A 20,057-nucleotide genomic window follows, 5' to 3' on the forward strand; every position below is an offset into this window, starting at 1 on the left:
GATGGAAAATGTGATAGAGCTCCATGATGTTTCTAAATCGTTGAAAGCATTTACGATAGATCATATGGATTTACAAATAAAGCAAGGATATGTAACTGGATTTATTGGGGCAAATGGCGCCGGCAAATCAACGACAATGAAGCTCATTATGAATCTGCTGCAGCCGGATAATGGGGAAGTGAGCGTATTTGGACTGGATTATGCCAGCCATGAAAAAGAAATAAAAGATCGCATCGGTTTTGTTTACGACAGCAATATCTTTTATGAATCCTTGAACCTGAAGGATATCAGCAGGATTGTGGCACCTGCATACAAGCATTGGAACCAAAAGCAATTTAAAGCGTACGTGAACCAGTTTGAACTTCCTTTAAATAAGCCAATGAAGAAATTCTCCAAAGGAATGCAGATGAAAGCTTCCATTGCAATGGCTCTTTCGCATGATGCGGAGTTGATTGTTATGGACGAGCCGACAGCAGGACTGGATCCGACATCTCGCAGGGAGCTATTAGATATTTTTCAGGAAGTAATGATAGACGGGAAAAGAACGATTCTCTTCTCGACACATATCACCAGCGATCTGGACCGGATTGCTGATTATATAGTTTTGATTGATGAAGGAGAAATTCTTTTTGATAAACCAGTTTATGAGCTGCAAGAACAATATGCGGTAGTGAAGGGAAGCACCGAATTGCTAGACGCAGATACGGAAGCTTATTTTATAAAAATAGAACGTTCTCCAAACGGTTTTCAGGCGTTGACAAAGGACGTAGCAACTGTAAAAGAAGTGTTTGGCAAGCATGTTGTGATTGAAGAAGCATCCTTAGAAGAAATCATGTTCTATATGAAAGGAGCAGACCACCCGTATGACTAATTTAATTAGAAGAGATTTGATTATACAGAAATCTCAGCTATATTTATTTATTCCATGTATTCTTTTCTTTATTTTTGCAGGAACCCATTTACCTGCCTTTTTCATTTTTGTATTTGCGGGATTTTTCATTCCGATAAATGCCTACTCATATGATGAAAAGGTAGAAACCAACATTTTGTTGAATTCATTACCGTATACACGCACGCAAATTATTGCTTCTAGGTATATTGGTGCGATTTTTTATATGGCAGTATCTATCGGCATAGCAATTGTCCTTTTTTCATTGTTTAATCGTGCTTTTACATGGGCGGATATTGGAATTGGGATAGGGATTACACTTACTTTGTTTGCAATTGCGTTTCCGTTGTTCTATCTATTGAAGCCGGGACATATTGGAACGGCGATTGTGATAGGATTTGTTTTGGTGGTTGTTTTAAGCCAGGTGACAATGACATTTTTAGAAGAGCATCTGACTTCCATTGTTCAATTTCTCTCCAGTGCGTCCACCCCTGCGCTTTATATAAGCAGTGCGGGTATCATTATCATGTTATATGCAGCTTCTTGGCTATTTAGCCAAATGATTTATCAGCGGAAAGCTTTTTAAAAATTATAGTAAATCTTGAAGAGATACGGATTAGAGATCTTAAGCATAAAGCTGAGGTCTTTTTTTTTGCACTTTAGAAAAGTATAAAATTTTAGCGAAGAAGAATTTCGACGTAGTAAAAATTTTTAGGTACCAAGTATAAGCGTAACTAAGGCAATCTTACGCCTTTTAGGCTTGGCTTGCCAAGTTTTCTTTATGGAAAAATCATTTTAACAGTTGAAAAGATAATAAAAAGATGGTTTAATATTGTATATAGTGTAAATATAGTATATACACAATATTTAGTTATCATATAAGAATTATCTAAAGGGGAATTCGAATGACGGAGAAGGCTGAAAAAACAAAGGGAATAGGGAAACAAACGTTAATAACTATAGGAGGTTCTCTCCTTGCCCAAATTATTTTTATGCTTTTGGATGGAACTGGCTGGGAGCCGAAGGTTCGTGATACAGATTTCATCAACCGAATCTTAAACGCGAAGTTATTTACGGAGTATTTCCATTTTTATGATTATCCATTTTTTAATTTCGCCACTTTTCTGTGTTTGATTTCGGTAATTTTATGTGTGTTTGCGGATATCTGGAGTTTTATTTTTAAGAAAAGTAAATAAAGAAATGATCCTGAAAGCAGAAGTTCATGGATAGGAATGAATCGGATTAAGTTATTACGAATTTTAATGAAGGGGTGAAAAATATGAAAAATGTAGTAGAATTCAAAGGGGTAACCAAACACTTTAAAGATTTTTCTTTAGAAGATGTTCATTTGCAAATCAGACAAGGTTGTGTAACTGGTTTTATCGGAGCCAACGGAGCTGGGAAGTCAACAACGATGAAGCTGATGATGAATTTGTTAAAGGCTGATGCAGGAGACATCAATGTATTTGGACTGGATTATGCCAGCAACGAAAAAGAAATCAAGGAGCGGATGGGCTTTGTCTATGACAGCAGTGTGTTTTACGAAAGTTTAAATTTAAAAGATATCCGGCGGATTGTTGCACCAGCTTATAAAAATTGGAATGATAAGCAGTTTTTCGATTATATCAAGAAGTTTGAATTGCCTTTAAATAAAGGAATGAAAACCTTCTCCAAAGGGATGCAGATGAAAGCTTCGTTGGCAATGGCATTATCGCATGATGCCGAATTTATTATGATGGATGAGCCGACTGCAGGGTTAGATCCCGTTTTCCGGAGAGAGCTTTTGGATATCTTGCAGGAGATCATGGAAGATGGAAGAAGAACATTATTCTTTTCTACGCATATCACGAGTGATTTAGAGCGGATTGCCGATTATATTACGTTTATTCAAAAGGGAAAAATTCTGTTTAATGATTCCATAGAAGATGTACAGAATCGTTATGCTTTAGTTAAAGGAAGTATGGATGTCATCAATCGGGATGTAGAAAAAATGTTTATCAAGATAGAGCGTTCCTCCTATGGATTCACAGCTTTAACAAATGATGTAGCTGGAGTGAAGGCGGTACTTGGAGATCGTGTTGCTATGGAACCTGCTACTGTAGAAGATATTATGTTCTATGCAAAAGGAGCGGAGAAGCAAAATGTTTAACCTGATAAAAAAAGATGTTTTTATACAGAAAACGCAAATAGGCTTTCTTGTTCCCCTTATTATGATCTTTGCTATTTTCATTAAGGATATACACCCATCGTTTATTTTCCTGATGGCGGCTGTTTTTATTCCTTTGAATGCATATATCTTTGATCATCAATCTAAAACAAATATTCTTCTTAACTCTTTGCCATACACAAGAAAAGAAATCGTTGCTGCCAGATATATTGGGGCAATTGTATATATGATTCTATCCATTATTCTGGCAGGAGTTATTCTATATGTACTTCAGTTTGACTATACCATGAGAGATATGGCAATTGCTGCTGGGTTATTCTGTCTCATTGCGGCCTTTGCTTTTCCATTATTTTATTTCTTAAAGGCAGAGTATATTTTTATAGCGGCTTTTATTGGATTTATTGCTTCAACCATTATGTTACCGCCAGTTTTTCGGTTTTTAGCAGAACACCTTACAACCATTACGGATTTTATAACAAGTTTATCAACCTCTACACTTTATCTTAGCGGTGCAGCTATTGCCATTAGTTTATATCTGATATCCTGGGTAGTCAGCCAATTTATTTATCAGCGAAAAGTATTCTGATACCTTGTACATTATCAATAAACTTGAAAGAATGGAGTCATGAATATGCTTAATTTGATAAAAAAGGATTTAATTATACAAAAATGGGAGCTGCTTGTATCTGTTGCTATAGTTGTTTTTTATGCCATCTTTGCCAGACAGCTCAGTCCATTTTTTATTTTTTTGGTGGCGAGTATTTTTTTGCCGCTCAATGCTTATATAAATGAAGAAAAGACAAAAATAAATATATTATGGAACTCGCTTCCATACACAAGAAAAGAGATTGTTACTGCAAAATATCTTGGAGCAGTGCTATTTATGATTTTATCAATCGGAGCAGCTGGTATCATTCTATATATCTTTAATTATAACTATACAATAAGGGATATGGCGATTGGTGCGGGGTTATTCTTCATTTTTGCTGCTTTCACTTTTCCGTTATTTTATATACTGAGGCCTGGTTATATAGGAACCGCAATTATGATTGGATTTCTCGTATTTTCATTTGCCTTATCCTTTATTGTACCCTTTGTGACCGAAAATTTCACAGTAATCATTCAATTTCTAGCAGGCTTTTCAACATTAACACTTTATCTTAGCGGTGCAATTATCGCCATCAGTTTATATATCTTGTCATGGACAGTCAGCCAATTTATTTACCAGCGAAAAGTATTTTAACGAATGTATTTAAGATGATGTTTGTAGGGTTCAGGATGGACGTGAAAAAGCAGGCTCAAGCCCAAGGCTTAGCCTGCTTTCTAAAACCATTAATCATCTACTTCTACGTGCAGCTGTTCTCCTGACTCTGCGTCAATATAAACATCTACTTCTTGGGACCCCATATCTTCAAAATTGATTTCATATACCGGGCTGCCGTTTTCAAATTCTAAGGACCAGCCTCTTGCGGTTATGCCTTCTGTTTCGGAAGCTTCGGAAGCTATAGATAGTGCTTCTTCAGCAGTGATATAATCGCCGAGTACTAATTCGTTATACTGTTCATCTGATTCTATTTGTTCCCTTTCTTCTGCTATAACATCACCACTTTGATCGATTTCAGCAGAGTATTCCATCGAATCATCATAACCATCTATATCATAAACAAGCTCTCCATTTTCTTCATCCAACTGAATAGAAGAAAGACTTGAACCAGGGAAATGTTCAAGAAAGGCGTCCATAGCATCTTCCGCGCTTAACGACACACTTGTTAAGTCTAAATCATCCTTATTCTCTGTTGTGTCAGTGTTGTCATTCGTATCTGTGTTTTCGTTTTCCCCTTCTGAATTTGTATCCTCATTATTATCTTCTGCGGTCTCATTTGAGTTTGAATCATTTGCTGCATTATCTTCTGTGTTGCTGTCATCACTTGTCCCGCAGGCTGCTAAAGTAATGGAAAGAAGCAGTGTCAGGCATAGAAGTAACATTTTTTTCATGAATATTCACCCTTTCCAATCTCTGTAAAAGAAATTTATTTAAAATCATAATACCCATTTTAAAAATAATCAAACCACAAATATAAAAAAGTATGTATAAATATTTTTCTATAAGCGATGCAGGTTACTCTTACAGAAAGTGAGAAGGATAGTTTTTAATCAAGAACTCTTTCATTTCCTCAGCTGTTTTCTTTTGCAAAGCAGGCACAATATCATCAGCTAGTATTTTTCTGCGTGAACTGCTGGAAAAACCGATGTCCAACAGCTTATTAATATCCTCATCATTCATATAGAATTTTACTTTTAGGCATGTATATCCTTGTTCCTCAATAAGCGTAGCAATCCGGTTGGAAAAAGTAAGAACGTAGTCATAATCAAGTTTAGCTAATTCATGTAATTCGTTAATGTGTAGTATTTTAACAATTTTAATATCTAAAAAATGGTTTAGGGAAGCTCCAAAAAAATCTGCTTTTTCGATGGAAGAATTCGTAACAACGATAATTCTTTTTGTGTTTCTACCCAAGATTTTATTTTCATTAATATGTTTTCGGAAAATAAGCGTGAGTGTTGCTATCTGATCTGAAGATAATTGAAGCTCATTGGAAATAAATGAATCTTGTTCAATTAAATGATATAAATTTGGAAATTTCTCTGCAGTTTGATCCAGCTTATTATCATAAAAATCAAAGTGATAATCGGAACGCAGTATACATTTAAAGATGAACTGGTATATTTCTTGGAATAATTCATGGTACGAATATATATCTGTAATAATAGTTGATTGAATGCCGGAAACAAATTGTATTATTTTTTCTTCCAGCCACCGGATTTGAATAGATACGTTATTTTCCCTGTTCATGGTATCCAAAGAGAATAATATATGATTCATAACCTGATTCTCCGTTGAATGCTCAACCAATTTAAATGGTGACGAGAAGGTCAGGCTTGTATGAACTTTTTTATTTTCATAGTAACCTAGATGATTTCTATAAAGTGCAATCATTACATATAGAAAAATAAACTTCTTAGAAGGATAAGATAATTCTATATTCTGTTGATGGATTATATTTTCAATCATATTTTTAACTTGGCTGTGAATAAAATTTGTTTCGGTTAAAACGTATTCTGAAATTAATACTTCCATTGGATTATTAGCTTGCCGAAGATATAACGTATTATTCTCATCCAGCTCAAATAGTTTGACTAAAATTTTTGTGCCTTCTATACGAATTAGGGTTTCTTGACCAGTAATACGAATCCCTTTTTTACGAACAATTTCTTTGGAAAGCCCTGCTTGTTTTAGTTGATTTGTCAAATGACGGTTATCTTTTTTCTTGGTGCTCATACTTAATCCCAAATGCTGATATAATCTGGAGGTATTGACAACTTCTTTTAAAAGGGATTGCACAATAATAAAAGATAATCGCTCCTTTTGTGATGGGACATATTCATAAAAAGGAATATTTTGAACGATTTGGATATATTCTTTATACGTCATCTTACTTTGAATCTTGTGGTTTTTAGGGACAAGCTGCTGATGCTTGGCTAAATAGGCATTAATTAAATCAATTCTTCTATAAATACTTCCCTCGCTTCGCTTGAAAGCTTTTGTATTTGATAAATCAATCTCACCATGCTCTTGAAGATGATTAAGTAATTTTAAATCAAGTGAGTCCATAGTTCCTTTCCTCCTCATGAAGTATCTTCAAAAAGTATATTGGTTCTTTCTTCTTTTAAAAGCACAGGTGAAAGTTAATTAGGCCTGTCCATTTTAAAATGAGGGGTAATTTTTTGAATAGATTTCTATTGAAAAACTTCCTTGTTATACCCCTGATATAATTCTACACTTAGTTTAAGAAATAAGGAAGGAAGAGAAGGTATGAAATTAAATAACGTTAAAGATACAATTCAAAAGTTTGGAAGATCTTTGTTATTACCGATTGGTGTAATGGCACCTGTTGGGATGCTTATGGGGATTTGTGGAGCTTTAGGACAGGATTATATGATTGAGAGATTACCTTTTTTAGATAATACGGTGGTCCAAACAGCTATTCATAGTTTGCAGGATATTACAGCAATTATTTTTGAAAATATACCGCTTCTCTTTGCTATGGGTGTCGCATACGGGATGTCGAAGAATGAAAAAGGAATCGCTGTATTTGCCTCTGTATTAGGTTATTTAACCATGCTTGTTGTAATGAATGTATATCTGACAGTGACAGGCACACTAGCTGAAGATCCCGAAACGATGTCGCAAGTAGGACAAGGCGTCGTATTAGGAATTCAAACCTTGCGAATTGATGCTTTTGGAGGGATAATCGCTGGTTTAATAGCTGCCAAAATTGCGGATCGCTTCTATAGATTAGAATTACCGCTGGCATTTGCTTTCTTTGGCGGAAAAAAATCTGTTCCAATCATTACATTTTTGGTGATGATTCCAGTCGGATTGATTATCCCTGTTATCTGGGGATTATTTACTCAATTTTTATTAAGTATTTCATTTATATTTATGAACCAGCATTTTGGCGTCGGCGCTTATTGGTTTGCGCATCGTGCATTAATTCCTTTTGGACTCCATCACGTACTTGCTTCTGTTGTTCGTTTTTCGGAAGCGGGAGGCGTTTACCTGATTGACGGTCAAAATTATATTGGTATTTTAAATGCTACAAATAAGATTTTATTTGATTTAGGTCCATCGCATGAAGCATGGGATCGCTTAATGCCTGATTTAGTAAAGTATTTGGCGTCTGGTCAGATGTTGATTACCTTGTTTAGGATTCCGGCCATCGGTTTAGCAATGTATCATACCTCTTTTGCATCAAATAAAACAATTGCTAAAGGAACTATTCTGACAGTCGTATTAACAGCATTCTTAGGGAATGTAACGGAACCGCTTGAGTTCTCATTCTTATTTATTGCTCCTTTGTTGTTTGTTGTTTATATCATATTAAGTGGTATTATGGCGTTACCATTAAACTTTCTAGATATTTCAATCGGCTACATCCGGGGTACGATATTTGACTTTGGTATATTTGGCTTATTGTATGAAGGAACGAATTGGTACCAGCTTGTTCTTTTAGGTATCGTAAACTTTATTGTATTCTATTTTGTTTTCCGGTTTGCGATTACAAAATGGAATTTAAAAACACCTGGACGTGAAGCAGAAATTAAAAATGTGAGTCTATTAAAAGAAAAACGATACCCTGAAATTGCGGGAATTGTTATTGAAGGACTTGGCGGAAAAGAAAATATTAAGAATGTAGACAATTGTGTTACCCGATTAAGAGTAGACTTATATGACGATGAAAAAGTTGACCTGGAAAGATTAAAAGATTCTGGTTCATCCGGCTCCTTTATGGCTCAAAAAAATCATATTCATGTCGTATTTGGACCACACGTTGAATTTGTCAGAAATGCAGTGGATGAAAAACTATATTCAAAATAAAGCATAAGGGAGCAGGAAGTATGAGAGCGTTATATGATTCCAAAACAAAAACAATGTATGATTACGGGATAAGAGAATTATTAGATTCCAACCAAAAGTATCAATCGTGGCTGGACGTTGAAGCAGCTTTAGCAACTGCTCAAGGAGAATTGGGCATCATTCCTCAAAGAGCAGCAAAAAATATTAATGAAGCAGCGCGAATAGAAAATATAGATTTAGAAGAGATGGAACGATTAAAAGAAAGTGTTGGACATGGCTTTGTACCCTTTTTAAAAGTTTTCATTAAAGCATGTCATGAAGAAAGCGGGAAGTACGTGCATTATGGGGTTACAACGCAAAATATTCAACAAACTGCACAGCTATTAGTTACATCAAAAATACATGATCGCGTAATGAACGTACTTGCTGATATTTTATCTCATTTAGGAGAATTGGCAGAAAAACATAAAAATACAGTAATGTCTGGACGTACACATGGAAGACATGCCATTCCCATTACGTACGGATACAAAGTTTCTGTGTGGATTAGTGAGACGATTGATTCGATAGAGAGATTATCCGAAGCGGCCAAACGGACGTTTCAAGTAATGATGGGTGGAGCTGTCGGTTCATTTAATACCTTTGGAGAAAAGGGGATAACACTGCAATCAGAAGTGGCTAAACTGTTAAATATGAATACCATGCCGGTACCGTCAAGAAATATAACGAGTCATAAAACGGAGTATATTCATGCGCTTGCTTTATTAGCAAATGGTTTTCATAAAATTGCTGAAGAAGTATATTCTACATCTATTGAAGAAATCGGAGAAGTTTCCGAAAGCTTTGAAAGTGGTACGATTGGTTCCAGCACGATGCCGCATAAAATTAATCCCAAGCTGTCAAAAGGGATTATCGCTAACGCCCAAAAACTCTATACGCTTCCACAGCTTTGTTTAAATGCTGCTGCAAGGCCCTATGAAGCTGATAGCAGCCAGTATATGGTGTTTGATGCTGCACTGGAAGAAGCAATAGAATTAATTACAGAAGTGGTTTTACGGACAGAAGAATTGATGAAAGGGATTTCTGTTCATGTAAATAAAATGAAGGAAAATGCTTCTCTGAATAAAGGGTTAGATAATAGTGAATTTATTATGATGGAATTAGCAAAGAAGCTTGGAAAGGATAAAGCACATACGGTTGTTTACAACAAAGCGATACAAGTGCAGACAGAGGGAAGTTCATTTGTAGATGCTTTATTAGAAGATAAGGATGTAAACCAAATGTTTTCTAAGGATGAAATCAAAGGTATGCTGCTTCCGGAAAGGTATGTAGGTGCAGGAAACATTATTGCTGAAGAACAAGCTAAAAGAGCATTCCGTATCTCTGAAAAAATTAAAAAAGATTTACCAGAACAGGATGCTTGATGAAGAAAGATAAGACTGTCCCTTTTTAGGAGTGTATGCAGTATGATTAAACTTGTTGCTGTTGATATGGATGGAACACTTTTAGATACGAATAAACAAATATCCAGTGCAAATAAAGGCGCTATTAAAGCTTGTATAGACCAGGGAATTAGAATCGTTCTGAGCACAGGCAGGCCTTTTAGCCATGTAGAACCATACGCGGATGAATTAAAACTGAATAATTTTTTTGTTACAGCAAATGGGGGACAAATATTAAATATGGAAAAAGAAGTGATTTCCCAGCACTTTCTTTCTGCCAATCATTTATTAAGACTTACTCACTTTTGTGAAACAAAAAAATTAAGGTATTGGGCATTAACTACGAAAGAACTCTTTAAAAATCAGTTTCCAGTCAATTATATGGATAAAAACTGGTTGAAATTTGGGATTCGGCTGGACACAGAGAAAGAAGCCGATCGTCTTCGCAAATATTTAACAGAAACGAATCTATATGAGGTCTCAAATACACTGCCAACGAATATTGAGTTAAATCCTTTAGGTATAAATAAAGCAACTGGTATTGAATTTGTTGGTAAACAAATTGGAATTGAGATGAATGAAGTCATGGCAATAGGAGATGCACTCAATGATGTCAAACTTATTAAAAAGGCTAAGCTGGGTATTGCGATGGGGAATGCTCAACCAAGTGTTAGAGAAATAGCAGACTTTGTAACAAAAGATCATAACAATGACGGTGTAGCATTTGCGTTGAATAAATATATTTTACATGATAATAAATTGTTTTAAAGAAATAAAATCAATATAAACTTAGGTGGGTGAGATTATGCTTGGAAAGCTTTTTAAAAAGAAAGGAAGTAACGAAATAGAATTATTTGCGCCTGTTGATGGAGAAATAGTTCCTTTAGAGGAAGTACCTGATCCGGTGTTTTCTGAACAAATGATGGGCGATGGAATTGCTATTAAACCATCTAATGGCAAGGTGGTATCGCCAGTTGACGGAGACATTGTACAAGTATTCCCGACGAAGCATGCGGTAGGAGTTAAGGCTGGAAATGGAGCAGAAATTTTAATCCATATTGGCTTAGAAACAGTGGCATTGGATGGAGAAGGATTTACCGTTCGCGTGAAGGAAGGAGATAAAGTGAAAAAAGGAGATCCCCTTGTTGATATAGATTTAGCAGTTGTAAGCGAAAAAGCTTCAAGTACTGTTACACCAATGCTAATTACAAATATGAATGATATCGAAACTTTAGATAAACAAGATGTGAAGCAAGTTCGAGCTAGTGAGGATGTAGTTATTACTATTAAATAAACGGATATACTAATAAGTTGATTTTGTTAGTACAAAAAAAGACAAGAGCATATAACCGGAAAAAGTAGCGGCTTTTCGCTTTGAAGTGGAAAGCTGCTGCTTTTTTATATTTCTTTTCAATTTTACTTCCAAATTCGAAATAATCGATTTTCGTATTTGTGTGGAAACGTTATAATAGAGAAAGAAGGAAGGGAATTATATGATATTTTTATTCCTGAGAACGATTGCAATTGGTCTCTTTGGAGCTGTTATCTTTACCGTAATTGGCCTGCCCCTGCCTTGGCTGCTTGGATCTATGATCGTGACACTATTATTCCAATTAAAATCATCCTGGAAAATCGTTTGGGATTCAACTTTTCGTAATATCGGACTGGTTATTGCCGGATATACGATTGGTTATGCTTTTACATTAGAAGCGCTGCAGGATATGGTAAACTATTTTCCAATGATGATTATTATTAACATTATCTTTTTACTTTTATTTATTGGTGTCAGTTTTGCAGTTTCAAAGTGGGCGAGGCTGGATATTGGAACAGCAATGGCTTGTTGTGCTCCGGGGGGATTGCAGCAGGTAATCGTCTTTGCGGAAGAGCAGAAAACCTTGAATATAACCGTAGTGACATTTTATCAAGTCATTCGGCTGCTGGCGATTATTACATTGGTTCCGTTTATTGTTTCCAGTAATAATGGTGGTGCGGCCCCCGATAACACAACAGAAAGCTATTCATTGATTTTATTTGGTTTATTGATTCTATGCTACATAGTGGGAATGGCCTGCAAGCTGATCAAAGTACCTACCGCCTACTTATTAGGACCTGTTTTCTTTATCATGATATGCAATCTGTTGTCTATTCAGGTCCCAAGGATGCCTGAAAATTTACTGCATGTTGCCCAGCTGTTTATTGGGATTTATGTAGGCTTATTATTAGAACGGGATAAGCTGAGGAAAATGAAATCACATATTGTGTATGCGGTGGGTTCGTGTGTCATATTAATTAGCGTGGCTTTTTTAATTAGTGAATGGATGGCCCATTATTTTATGGATTTTGCGACCAGCTTTCTGAGCGTAGTTCCAGGCGGTGTAGATCAAATGGGGATTATCGCTGCTTCGATTCAGGCGGAAGTAACGGTGGTGACCTCGTTTCAGCTGTTTCGGATTTTATTTTTATCCATTATCATCATTCCATTTGTTAAATATATGGTGCGGCGGGATCAAATGAAGAAGGTAAGAGAGTAATGTAAGAGAGGTGTTTAAAGTGATTCAAATTGGCTTAACGGGATGGGGAGACCACGATTCTATTTATGCAGATGATACAAAAGCGCATGAAAAATTACAGGAATACAGCAGTCATTTTCCGGCGGTAGAATTAGACTCCTCCTTCTATGCGGTACAGCCGATTCGTAATATGGAAAAATGGGCGAGGGAGACGCCGGAGAATTTTCAATTTATCGTGAAAGCCTATCAGGGAATGACCGGGCATGATCGGGAGGAAAAGGATAACCCTTTTGAAACGAAGGCAGAAATGTTCCAAGCATTCAGGGAGTCGATTGTACCGCTGCAAAAAGCAGGAAAATTGGGAGCTGTGCTGTTTCAATTCCCGCCGTGGTTTGACTGTACACAAGAACATGTGCAATATTTACGTTATTGTAAAAAAGAAATGAAGGATATTCCTGTTGCTTTGGAGTTCAGACAGCAATCCTGGTATGAGGAAAGATTTCAGCAGCAAACCTTGCAATTTATGAAACAAGAAGGCTGGATTCATACTGTTGCAGATGAACCGCAGGCTGGTGAAAAGTCGGTTCCTTTTGTGCCTGTTGTGACAGTAAAAGATAAAGTCATTATCCGGCTGCACGGAAGAAACGTCCACGGCTGGAATTACTCGGGAAATGCGAATTGGCGGAAGGTCCGTTATTTATATGAATATAACGAGCAGGAATTAACAACGATAGCTGAAGAGGTAAAAAGGTTAGAAAAGCAATGTGAAGAGGTTATAGTATTGTTTAACAACAATTCAGGAAGACATGCTGCTGGAAACGCGAAGCAGCTGCAGCAGATGTTAGGAATTGAATTTGATGGACTGGCTTCACAGCAGCTGGGGCTGTTTTAATTACATGTATGAAAGAGATAACCAAATTTATGAGGTTTCAACCACCATAGATTTGGTTATTTTTTGAGCTGCAACATATTGTACTTTATTACGAAACAAGAATTAACAAGAAAGAAATGCTTCTGGTTAAGTTAACAGAATCAGCCGCCTCTTTAAATTTTCAGAAAATAAGTATATAATAACCTTAACCTTAAGACGAACGGAGGAAACTCATATGATTCGTTATATGGTATGAACATCTTAGCGGACTCTCTTTTAAAATCATAATTAAACAAAGGTTTCAGGAGGGACAAAAAATGAATATAGAAAATAAGCGGAACAAACTGATGGAAGCGCAAAAGAAATATCATTTTTCAGGAGCGTTCTATGCTAAAAAACAGGCTGAAGTCATCACAGGAAGCAGCGGCTATAGAAATCGAGCTGAGAAACTAAAGAATCAGACAGATACACGATTTGGTATTGCCTCGGGGTGCAAATTGTTTACTGCAGTTGCTGTAGCTAAGCTGGTGGAAATGGGAAAAATAACTTTTGCGACAAAGCTGCATGATTGTGTAATGGAGGAGTTTCCTTATTTTGATAAGAATATTACCATTCACCATTTACTGACGCATACTTCTGGTGTGCCGGATTATTTTGATGAGGAAGAGATGGATGATTATGAGCAGCTGTGGGAGTCTCTGCCAATGTATAAAGTCAGGTCGCCAAAAGATTTTCTCCCGCTTTTTCAACATAAAAGGATGCAGAAACATCCAGGTGATTCCTTTCAATATAATAATTCAGGCTATATTTTATTAGGCTTGATTGTAGAACAGGTTGCTGGCTGCAGTTTTTCTTCTTTTGTAGAGGAACATATTTTTAAAGCGGCAGACATGAGCGATTCAGGATATTTTGAAATGGATGATTTGCCGGAACGGACAGCATTAGGTTATATGGAAGACTCAGAGGGCAAATGGAAAACAAATATGTATTCCCTTCCGGCTAAGGGCGGCCCGGATGGGGGCGCATATGTTACTGTAGCTGATATGGCTAAGTTCTGGAAGGCTTTGAAGAGCTTTCAGCTGTTATCTGAAGAAATGACGAAGCAGGTGTGTCAGCCGCATGAATGTGTGTATGCAGAAGAAAACATCTTCTACGGCTACGTTGGTTATATGGAATTAGACGACAATAAAAACATTATAAAGCATATTCAAATGGGCTATGATCCGGGAGTCAATTTCCGGGCGGTTCATTATCCATATGAGAAGAAGACGATGATTGTTTGTTCAAACGAATCCGAGGGAGCTTATGAGCTTTTAAAAGAGATGGAGCGCATCATATAAACAAAGAAAGAGGGATTAACCACAGCAGGTTGATCCCTCTTCTAGCGAAACAGTTTATTTCTGATCATTTTTGCATATCTATGAAAAATACGGCTTTTATCAAGTTTTCGTTCTTTGGTTAAAGTTTGAAATGCAGCCTGCTTCTCTGTATAATCCGCCTGCATTTTATCTTCTGTTGCTATTTTCATTAAGTCGTGATGCGATATATACTGCTTCTGATTTTCCTGCTCGTCAGAAAGATAGCCTGCCCGTTTTAAAATACGGAAAGATTGTTTCACTTCTTCGGGCAATCCTGCAAATTCATCCCGCAAATCTAGACGCTCTCCTTTGCCCGGCAAATTATTGAATTCTCCATCATCCACTGCCTTTTTAATTTGCTCTTCTACAAAGTGATACATAAAGCTCCTCCTTATACAATCTATCTTTAAGTATGCTGGATGAAAAAGAAAAGTTCAACTAAAGATTGTTATCGATATGGTTGATAATCTGCTGCACAGCCTGTTCCCCCTTAAGTTTCCAATCATATAAATCTGGTTTATGAAGATAAGCTTGAAATGAATCGAAATACCGAATGTCAGCGTGATGGATAATTTGAGGATTTCCAAATTCAATTTGAACAGGTGGCTGGTTATGTTCTTCTTGCAGCACCCGGTAGGGAAGATACAAATATAGTTTTCTCTCTGCCTGACTGGAAAGCAACCCATTAAAATATCCGTGGTAGTTACTATTTTCTGCTATCGTAAATCCAAGCTCTTTTAAATACAGCTTTAATTTTAGGAAAACTCCTTGCTTACCCGGCAAATTCGTATGCAATGCGATCATTTTTAGTTTCTCCTTTTCCATTCTGTTATGACTAGTTTTGCCTTTGGGAAAGCGAAACATACGTTAATAAGAGACTATTCCATCTGTGGAAATTAAATAAATAAGGACTTGATTGAGGAACGTTTGTTCTGTACACTTTATTTAGATAGCCATCTCAGAAACTCACCTTATCAAAATAAAAGGATGTGTTTTTTATGCCCCGAATATGTCTCCGAAAAGTAAACTTCTCATCAGAAACACCCTCTCTGCATGTACAGGAAGAATCCAGGTCATACAACAAATATCAAAGAAGAAAAGAGCGGACTAACAAAGCACTGCATCGAATACCGGATATTCAATTAATGGATTTAAAAGTAGACTATGCTTTTAAACAACTATTTGGAAACGAAAAGAATAAGGATATCACTGTCGTCTTTCTCAATGCCATTTTAGCCAAATCAGGAAGAAGCCCGATTCAGCAGCTTTACTTTCAAAATATCGAAATCGGCGGCGAATATGAAGAGGACAAAAAGTCCAGTTTAGACCTCTTAATTAGGACGGAGAATAAAGAATGGGTCAACATAGAAATTCAAATCAATAATGCGTATAATATGATTAAAAGATCGCTGTATTATTGGTCGAGACTTTTTTCGGAACAGCTGAAAGAAGGGCAAAGCTATAAAGAATTGTACCCTGTTATTAGTATTAATATCATGCATTTTAACCTGCTGAATGAAACGGACGCCTTTCATAATATCTTCCGTTTATATGAGATGAAACAGAAATATCCATTAACCGATATGGTTGAATTTCATTTCTTGATAGATATCATTATAGAAGTGATTCTTTCGTCGGTCTACCGTTCCTAACAGCAGCAGCCAGCGCGTTAAGACATCTTCCCACTGGAGGAGATTGCGATGGTCGATAAAACGTTAAATGTTGCGATACGGGTCTGGGAAGATTTAAGCCGTACAGAAGAAGAACGGCGGGAATATGAAATCCGTTTGAAGCAAATTTTAGATGAGCAATCTAAGAAGCGGGATAGAGAGTTGTTAGAGCAGGAAATGGAAGAAATGAAAGAGCAAAGAGAAGAAATGAAAATGGAGAAAGAAGAGCTGAAAGCAGAGAATGAAGAAATAAAAGAACAGAGGAAAACAATGAAAGCGGAGAAAGAAGAAGCAGAACGCAAAAGGCTTGAAGCGGAGTCCGCACTAAAGGAATCTGCAAAACAAATGGCACTCAAAATGTTAGAGCAGGGGATAAGCCAAACGGCTATTTTACAGGTGACGGGTTTAACTCTACAGCAATTTGAGGTTATTCAGCAGGAATTGGGAAATAAGAATAAATAGATTGTAACGTACTAGTATAAAACAACAAGGCACATGCTGATAAATGAAGAGACAGCATGTGCCTTTATGCTAAAAATGAAATCGCCGAACAATTTCATTTTTCATCGTTTTTTCCGAAAACAGTACCATACCAATCAGTGTCATCAAAGCATAGAGAGCTGTTGCAGCACTTGGCCATAATACAGTGGACCACGAACTTAAGAACAGAATAACAGGAAGGAAGCCGAGAATAACCATCGTAGTCATATAACCGATGTATTCACGCCACTTCATAGGTTTCCGCAGCACAATGATTGTTACAAGTAACGTTGCCAGCGTAACAAGAAACGGAATAACATAGTGAATGGACCATTTAGAGCTTCCGGAAGCTGCATCTAAAATAAATAGCATAACAGAGAGTGCAATAACTTGAAGAACCACCTTGGACCCAATGTGCGCTCTGGAAAGAATGGTATGATTTATGGTTAACAGACTGTATAGTACTGGGCTTAACACATATAAAAACCATAATTTATCCGGGTTAGTCAGTAAATTAATTAATATACTGGTACTGACAATAAAAATAGCAACAAATAAGACAAGCCGCTGCGCAAAACGGCGTCGTTTGACTTTGGTTTCATAAATAGGATAATATTCATTGTCTCCTGATTTCTGAGAAAGCTTATTCTTGCAGAGTGGACAATATTGCTGTTTTGTATAGGTATTGCAATTATTGCAATAATGTTGCATTGTTTTCACCTGCTGTCATTGGAATAGACCTCTATCTCCAGGTTATATGTCTTAGAAAGTTCTCTGAAAAAGGTACGAATAATATCCGCTTCTTTAATCATTCTGGAAAATGTGATTACAAGTTCATCGCCAACTGCAATCATCGCACCATTAATGGGACTTTTCTTGGTTGGATATAAAATGAGTTCCATATGTGAAATATGTGATTTCATTGATTCTGGAAGCTGTACTTTTCCGACGTTTGTCATCGTCATTGCTTTGGTACGCTCACTAAAGCTTCTATATCCATAACGTATGGCATGGTATTTTAACGGAAGCGGAATGAACCTTGCTGTCAGTCTAGTCTGCCATTTGACCCGGTCATTAATACTTTGCTGTAAGCTTTCTCTCCGTACTTTTTCCCGTAATTGCTTTGATATTTCTGTAATGATTTCTTCTAAAGTTGTTTTCTCTGTTACTGCCATCCCGATATTAACCACACCAAAAAAATTACGAAGTGTATTTGAAGGAAAAAGATTTCTTAAATTGACAGGAATGGCGATTTTTATTTCCTCCTGATAAGCACGGAATTTCAATCTCTCTTTATAAATAGCTGCAATAAGAAGTGCTGAAATAAACGCAGTAATAGTCGTTCCATGCGCTTTAGCAAGCTGGTGTACCTTTTCCGCACTCATTTTTCCGTGGACGGCAACTGTCTGATCAATTGCTCCGCCGCGAATTTGATAGGAAGGTGCTTCTTTAAATTTTTCGGGTTTTTCATCCGTAACATAATTCTGATAGCTGTCATCGCTTTCGTAATAGCTGGGTTCATCGTGAATATCAATTAATGTACTTGCATAGCTTATATCTTTCCCTAAATGAACGAGATACTGATAAACAAGTGCTTTAATAAATTCTAAAGCGCCAGTGCCATCTGTTACAGAATGAAAAAATTCCACAGCAATTCTTTTTTTATAATAAGTAACGCGCATTAAAAATCCATTTGTTTCCAATGGGTCAATGGGAGCGCATGGATATTGATTTTCATAATGCACAAAAAGCTTTTCTTTATTCTCCACAAGAAAATCCCAGAACACGCCTTTGCTGAGCTTTACAGCAAACATAGGCAGACGCTTAAGAACATCGTCGAGTGCGTGCTGAAGCTCATCAGGTTGTACGGGCTCCTTCATTACCGCAGCCATCCGAAAGACGGAAGAATTCGTCTGTTCAGACACAGCGTGAAACATTTTCCCCGCATTATCAAGTTTGTACCATTCATTCATCTTACGCACACCCCTGTTACGTACTGCTTTGCTTGTATATTGTTAATTTGAGTAAAAACCAATTCTTTTATTACAGAGAGCGTCCAAAAACTTCTGCCTTAAAATAAAGAGAGTGAATAAAATTATTTAGTCAGGAGATAAAGGCGCTAACTCCCTGAACCGCTCAACTAATCAATCAGTGGGAGAAAAACAAAAATACCTACTGTTTGAAGTGTGTTTATAAGCTTTATTTTTTACTTTAACAGATGACGCTCTTTTTTTATACTATGAAAAATATCGATATAAAAAAATGGAGTTAAGTTTTAAACACAAAAAATATTATATAGATGTTTTCACAACTCGCTCATTTACATTGTAGTAATATGATTATCTTGATGCACCTTATTTAATTCTGAAATTTTAGCAACAGAATCCGGATCTTTTTTTCCTAAGTCAATGATGAGTGATTCGATTAAAGCAATAGCAGGAATAATACTGTAGCGATTTTTACTCTGTCCGACTACTAAGTGTGCATCACTATCAGGAATAATAGGACATGTTTCGATATCGGTAATCAGAGCGATAGAGATGTCTTTATGGTTACGGCAGTATTTAACAAAATCAACGCTTTGTTTTGTGTAAGGAGACAAAGCAATTACAATTAATAAATCATTTTGGTGAAATTTTAAAGATTCATCATATAAGAAATCATTGTTGCCGCTTAATTGTGTTATATTGTCCCTGATTCCCCGAAGCATCAATTCAAAATAAAGCGCAATGGATACCGAGGTTCTCATGCCTAGAAAGTACAGCTTTTTTGATTGGAGGAGCATGTTTAGAAATTGAGTATATTGCTTTAAATCAAGCTCTCTTAACATGGATTCAATATCTTGTATGCTGCTATATCCAACCTTCATCATGGAGTTCTCTGATTCGTCTATTTCCTCTAATGATTTTTGTAAATGCCACCATGTATTTTTTTTATTATTGAAAGCATATTTGATGATGTCCTTTTTAAAATCTGGATATTTTTTATAACCAATTTTATCAATAAACCTTAGGATGGTTGTTGTCCCTACCTGGCTGTTTTTTGATAATTCATTAATCGTCATTGTTGATACATCATCTATATTCTGAATAACATATTTACACAGACTTTGCTGTTGACGGGGTAAATTATTCTGAATAGCTATTAATCTATCTTTTAAGTCCAAAGTTCATTCCTCCTTTGTAATTATAATTATACCAGTTTGGAGAATATATTATAATTAAGGAAAAATAATTCCTTTTTAAATATTT

General features: G+C 36.3%; 22 protein-coding genes. 15 read left to right on the forward strand and 7 right to left on the reverse strand.

Going from position 1 to position 20,057, the window contains the following annotated elements; genetic code table 11:
• The first annotated feature begins 1 nt into the window (after position 1).
• The 6 genes from MKY45_RS04010 (at position 2) to MKY45_RS04035 (ending at position 4,299) form a co-directional block, all read left to right on the forward strand.
• Entirely contained in the window at positions 2 to 871 is an 870-nt protein-coding gene (locus MKY45_RS04010) for an ABC transporter ATP-binding protein (protein ID WP_256705693.1), read from the forward strand.
• Positions 864 to 1,475, forward strand: a complete 612-nt coding sequence (locus MKY45_RS04015) for an ABC-2 transporter permease (RefSeq protein WP_256705694.1) — start codon at positions 864 to 866, stop codon at positions 1,473 to 1,475. Before MKY45_RS04010 ends, MKY45_RS04015 begins: the two co-directional genes overlap by 8 nt.
• A gap of 319 nt (positions 1,476 to 1,794) precedes the next feature.
• Positions 1,795 to 2,085 (forward strand): YfzA family protein, encoded by a 291-nt coding sequence (locus MKY45_RS04020; protein ID WP_256705695.1) that lies wholly within the window; start codon positions 1,795 to 1,797, stop codon positions 2,083 to 2,085.
• Between the two features lie 83 nt (positions 2,086 to 2,168).
• Positions 2,169 to 3,038 (forward strand): ABC transporter ATP-binding protein, encoded by an 870-nt coding sequence (locus MKY45_RS04025; protein WP_341172554.1) that lies wholly within the window; start codon positions 2,169 to 2,171, stop codon positions 3,036 to 3,038.
• Entirely contained in the window at positions 3,031 to 3,642 is a 612-nt protein-coding gene (locus MKY45_RS04030) for an ABC-2 transporter permease (protein WP_042531902.1), read from the forward strand. Before MKY45_RS04025 ends, MKY45_RS04030 begins: the two co-directional genes overlap by 8 nt.
• A gap of 45 nt (positions 3,643 to 3,687) precedes the next feature.
• Complete coding sequence (locus tag MKY45_RS04035) at positions 3,688 to 4,299, forward strand: ABC-2 transporter permease (RefSeq protein ID WP_256705697.1); 612 nt, start codon at positions 3,688 to 3,690, stop codon at positions 4,297 to 4,299.
• Between the two features lie 89 nt (positions 4,300 to 4,388).
• On the opposite strand, the gene MKY45_RS04040 is transcribed toward MKY45_RS04035, so the two are convergent.
• Both MKY45_RS04040 and MKY45_RS04045 read right to left on the reverse strand, forming a co-directional pair.
• A complete protein-coding gene (locus MKY45_RS04040; RefSeq protein ID WP_212928648.1) occupies positions 4,389 to 5,051 on the reverse strand; it encodes a PepSY domain-containing protein in 663 nt (220 codons plus the stop codon).
• Positions 5,052 to 5,181: 130 nt separating this feature from the next.
• Positions 5,182 to 6,729: a helix-turn-helix domain-containing protein gene (locus MKY45_RS04045; RefSeq protein ID WP_341172555.1), complete on the reverse strand. Its 1,548-nt coding sequence runs from the start codon at positions 6,727 to 6,729 to the stop codon at positions 5,182 to 5,184.
• A 201-nt stretch (positions 6,730 to 6,930) separates the two neighbouring features.
• On the opposite strand from MKY45_RS04045, the gene MKY45_RS04050 reads away from it, so the two are divergent.
• From MKY45_RS04050 to MKY45_RS04080, 7 genes are all read left to right on the forward strand, one after another.
• Positions 6,931 to 8,496 (forward strand): PTS transporter subunit EIIC, encoded by a 1,566-nt coding sequence (locus MKY45_RS04050; protein ID WP_042531908.1) that lies wholly within the window; start codon positions 6,931 to 6,933, stop codon positions 8,494 to 8,496.
• 20 nt (positions 8,497 to 8,516) lie between these two features.
• A complete protein-coding gene (locus MKY45_RS04055; RefSeq protein WP_341172556.1) occupies positions 8,517 to 9,899 on the forward strand; it encodes a class-II fumarase/aspartase family protein in 1,383 nt (460 codons plus the stop codon).
• A 42-nt stretch (positions 9,900 to 9,941) separates the two neighbouring features.
• Entirely contained in the window at positions 9,942 to 10,685 is a 744-nt protein-coding gene (locus MKY45_RS04060; protein WP_042531912.1) for a Cof-type HAD-IIB family hydrolase, read from the forward strand.
• Between the two features lie 37 nt (positions 10,686 to 10,722).
• Entirely contained in the window at positions 10,723 to 11,211 is a 489-nt protein-coding gene (locus tag MKY45_RS04065) for a PTS sugar transporter subunit IIA (RefSeq protein ID WP_042531914.1), read from the forward strand.
• 199 nt (positions 11,212 to 11,410) lie between these two features.
• Entirely contained in the window at positions 11,411 to 12,448 is a 1,038-nt protein-coding gene (locus MKY45_RS04070) for an AbrB family transcriptional regulator (protein WP_042531916.1), read from the forward strand.
• Between the two features lie 19 nt (positions 12,449 to 12,467).
• Complete coding sequence (locus MKY45_RS04075) at positions 12,468 to 13,319, forward strand: DUF72 domain-containing protein (RefSeq protein WP_341172557.1); 852 nt, start codon at positions 12,468 to 12,470, stop codon at positions 13,317 to 13,319.
• 296 nt (positions 13,320 to 13,615) lie between these two features.
• Positions 13,616 to 14,638, forward strand: coding sequence for a serine hydrolase domain-containing protein (locus MKY45_RS04080; RefSeq protein ID WP_256705699.1), 1,023 nt, complete (start codon positions 13,616 to 13,618; stop codon positions 14,636 to 14,638).
• Between the two features lie 41 nt (positions 14,639 to 14,679).
• On the opposite strand, the gene MKY45_RS04085 is transcribed toward MKY45_RS04080, so the two are convergent.
• Both MKY45_RS04085 and MKY45_RS04090 read right to left on the reverse strand, forming a co-directional pair.
• A complete protein-coding gene (locus tag MKY45_RS04085) occupies positions 14,680 to 15,036 on the reverse strand; it encodes a DnaJ family domain-containing protein (protein ID WP_256705700.1) in 357 nt (118 codons plus the stop codon).
• Positions 15,037 to 15,094: 58 nt separating this feature from the next.
• On the reverse strand, positions 15,095 to 15,460 hold the full coding sequence (locus MKY45_RS04090; protein ID WP_212928643.1) for a YugN family protein: 366 nt from the start codon (positions 15,458 to 15,460) through the stop codon (positions 15,095 to 15,097).
• Between the two features lie 194 nt (positions 15,461 to 15,654).
• Between MKY45_RS04090 and MKY45_RS04095 the strand changes: the two genes are divergently transcribed.
• Together MKY45_RS04095 and MKY45_RS04100 are read left to right on the forward strand one after the other, a co-directional pair.
• Positions 15,655 to 16,308 carry an Rpn family recombination-promoting nuclease/putative transposase gene (locus MKY45_RS04095; RefSeq protein WP_256705701.1) on the forward strand — a complete coding sequence of 218 codons (654 nt, stop codon included), beginning with the start codon at positions 15,655 to 15,657 and terminating at the stop codon, positions 16,306 to 16,308.
• 48 nt (positions 16,309 to 16,356) lie between these two features.
• Complete coding sequence (locus tag MKY45_RS04100; RefSeq protein WP_341172558.1) at positions 16,357 to 16,788, forward strand: hypothetical protein; 432 nt, start codon at positions 16,357 to 16,359, stop codon at positions 16,786 to 16,788.
• Positions 16,789 to 16,857: 69 nt separating this feature from the next.
• Here the strand turns inward: MKY45_RS04100 and MKY45_RS04105 are convergent, their stop codons facing one another.
• The 3 genes from MKY45_RS04105 to MKY45_RS04115 all read right to left on the reverse strand — a co-directional run bounded on the left by MKY45_RS04105 (position 16,858) and on the right by MKY45_RS04115 (position 19,972).
• Positions 16,858 to 17,517 (reverse strand): DUF6320 domain-containing protein, encoded by a 660-nt coding sequence (locus MKY45_RS04105; RefSeq protein WP_042531926.1) that lies wholly within the window; start codon positions 17,515 to 17,517, stop codon positions 16,858 to 16,860.
• A 5-nt stretch (positions 17,518 to 17,522) separates the two neighbouring features.
• Positions 17,523 to 18,779 (reverse strand): phthiocerol/phthiodiolone dimycocerosyl transferase family protein, encoded by a 1,257-nt coding sequence (locus MKY45_RS04110; protein ID WP_256705703.1) that lies wholly within the window; start codon positions 18,777 to 18,779, stop codon positions 17,523 to 17,525.
• Between the two features lie 347 nt (positions 18,780 to 19,126).
• Positions 19,127 to 19,972: a MurR/RpiR family transcriptional regulator gene (locus tag MKY45_RS04115; RefSeq protein ID WP_042531931.1), complete on the reverse strand. Its 846-nt coding sequence runs from the start codon at positions 19,970 to 19,972 to the stop codon at positions 19,127 to 19,129.
• Positions 19,973 to 20,057 lie beyond the last annotated feature (85 nt).

The sequence above is a fragment of the Oceanobacillus sp. FSL K6-0251 genome (assembly GCF_038004725.1).
Lineage (GTDB): Bacteria > Bacillota > Bacilli > Bacillales > Amphibacillaceae > Oceanobacillus > Oceanobacillus oncorhynchi.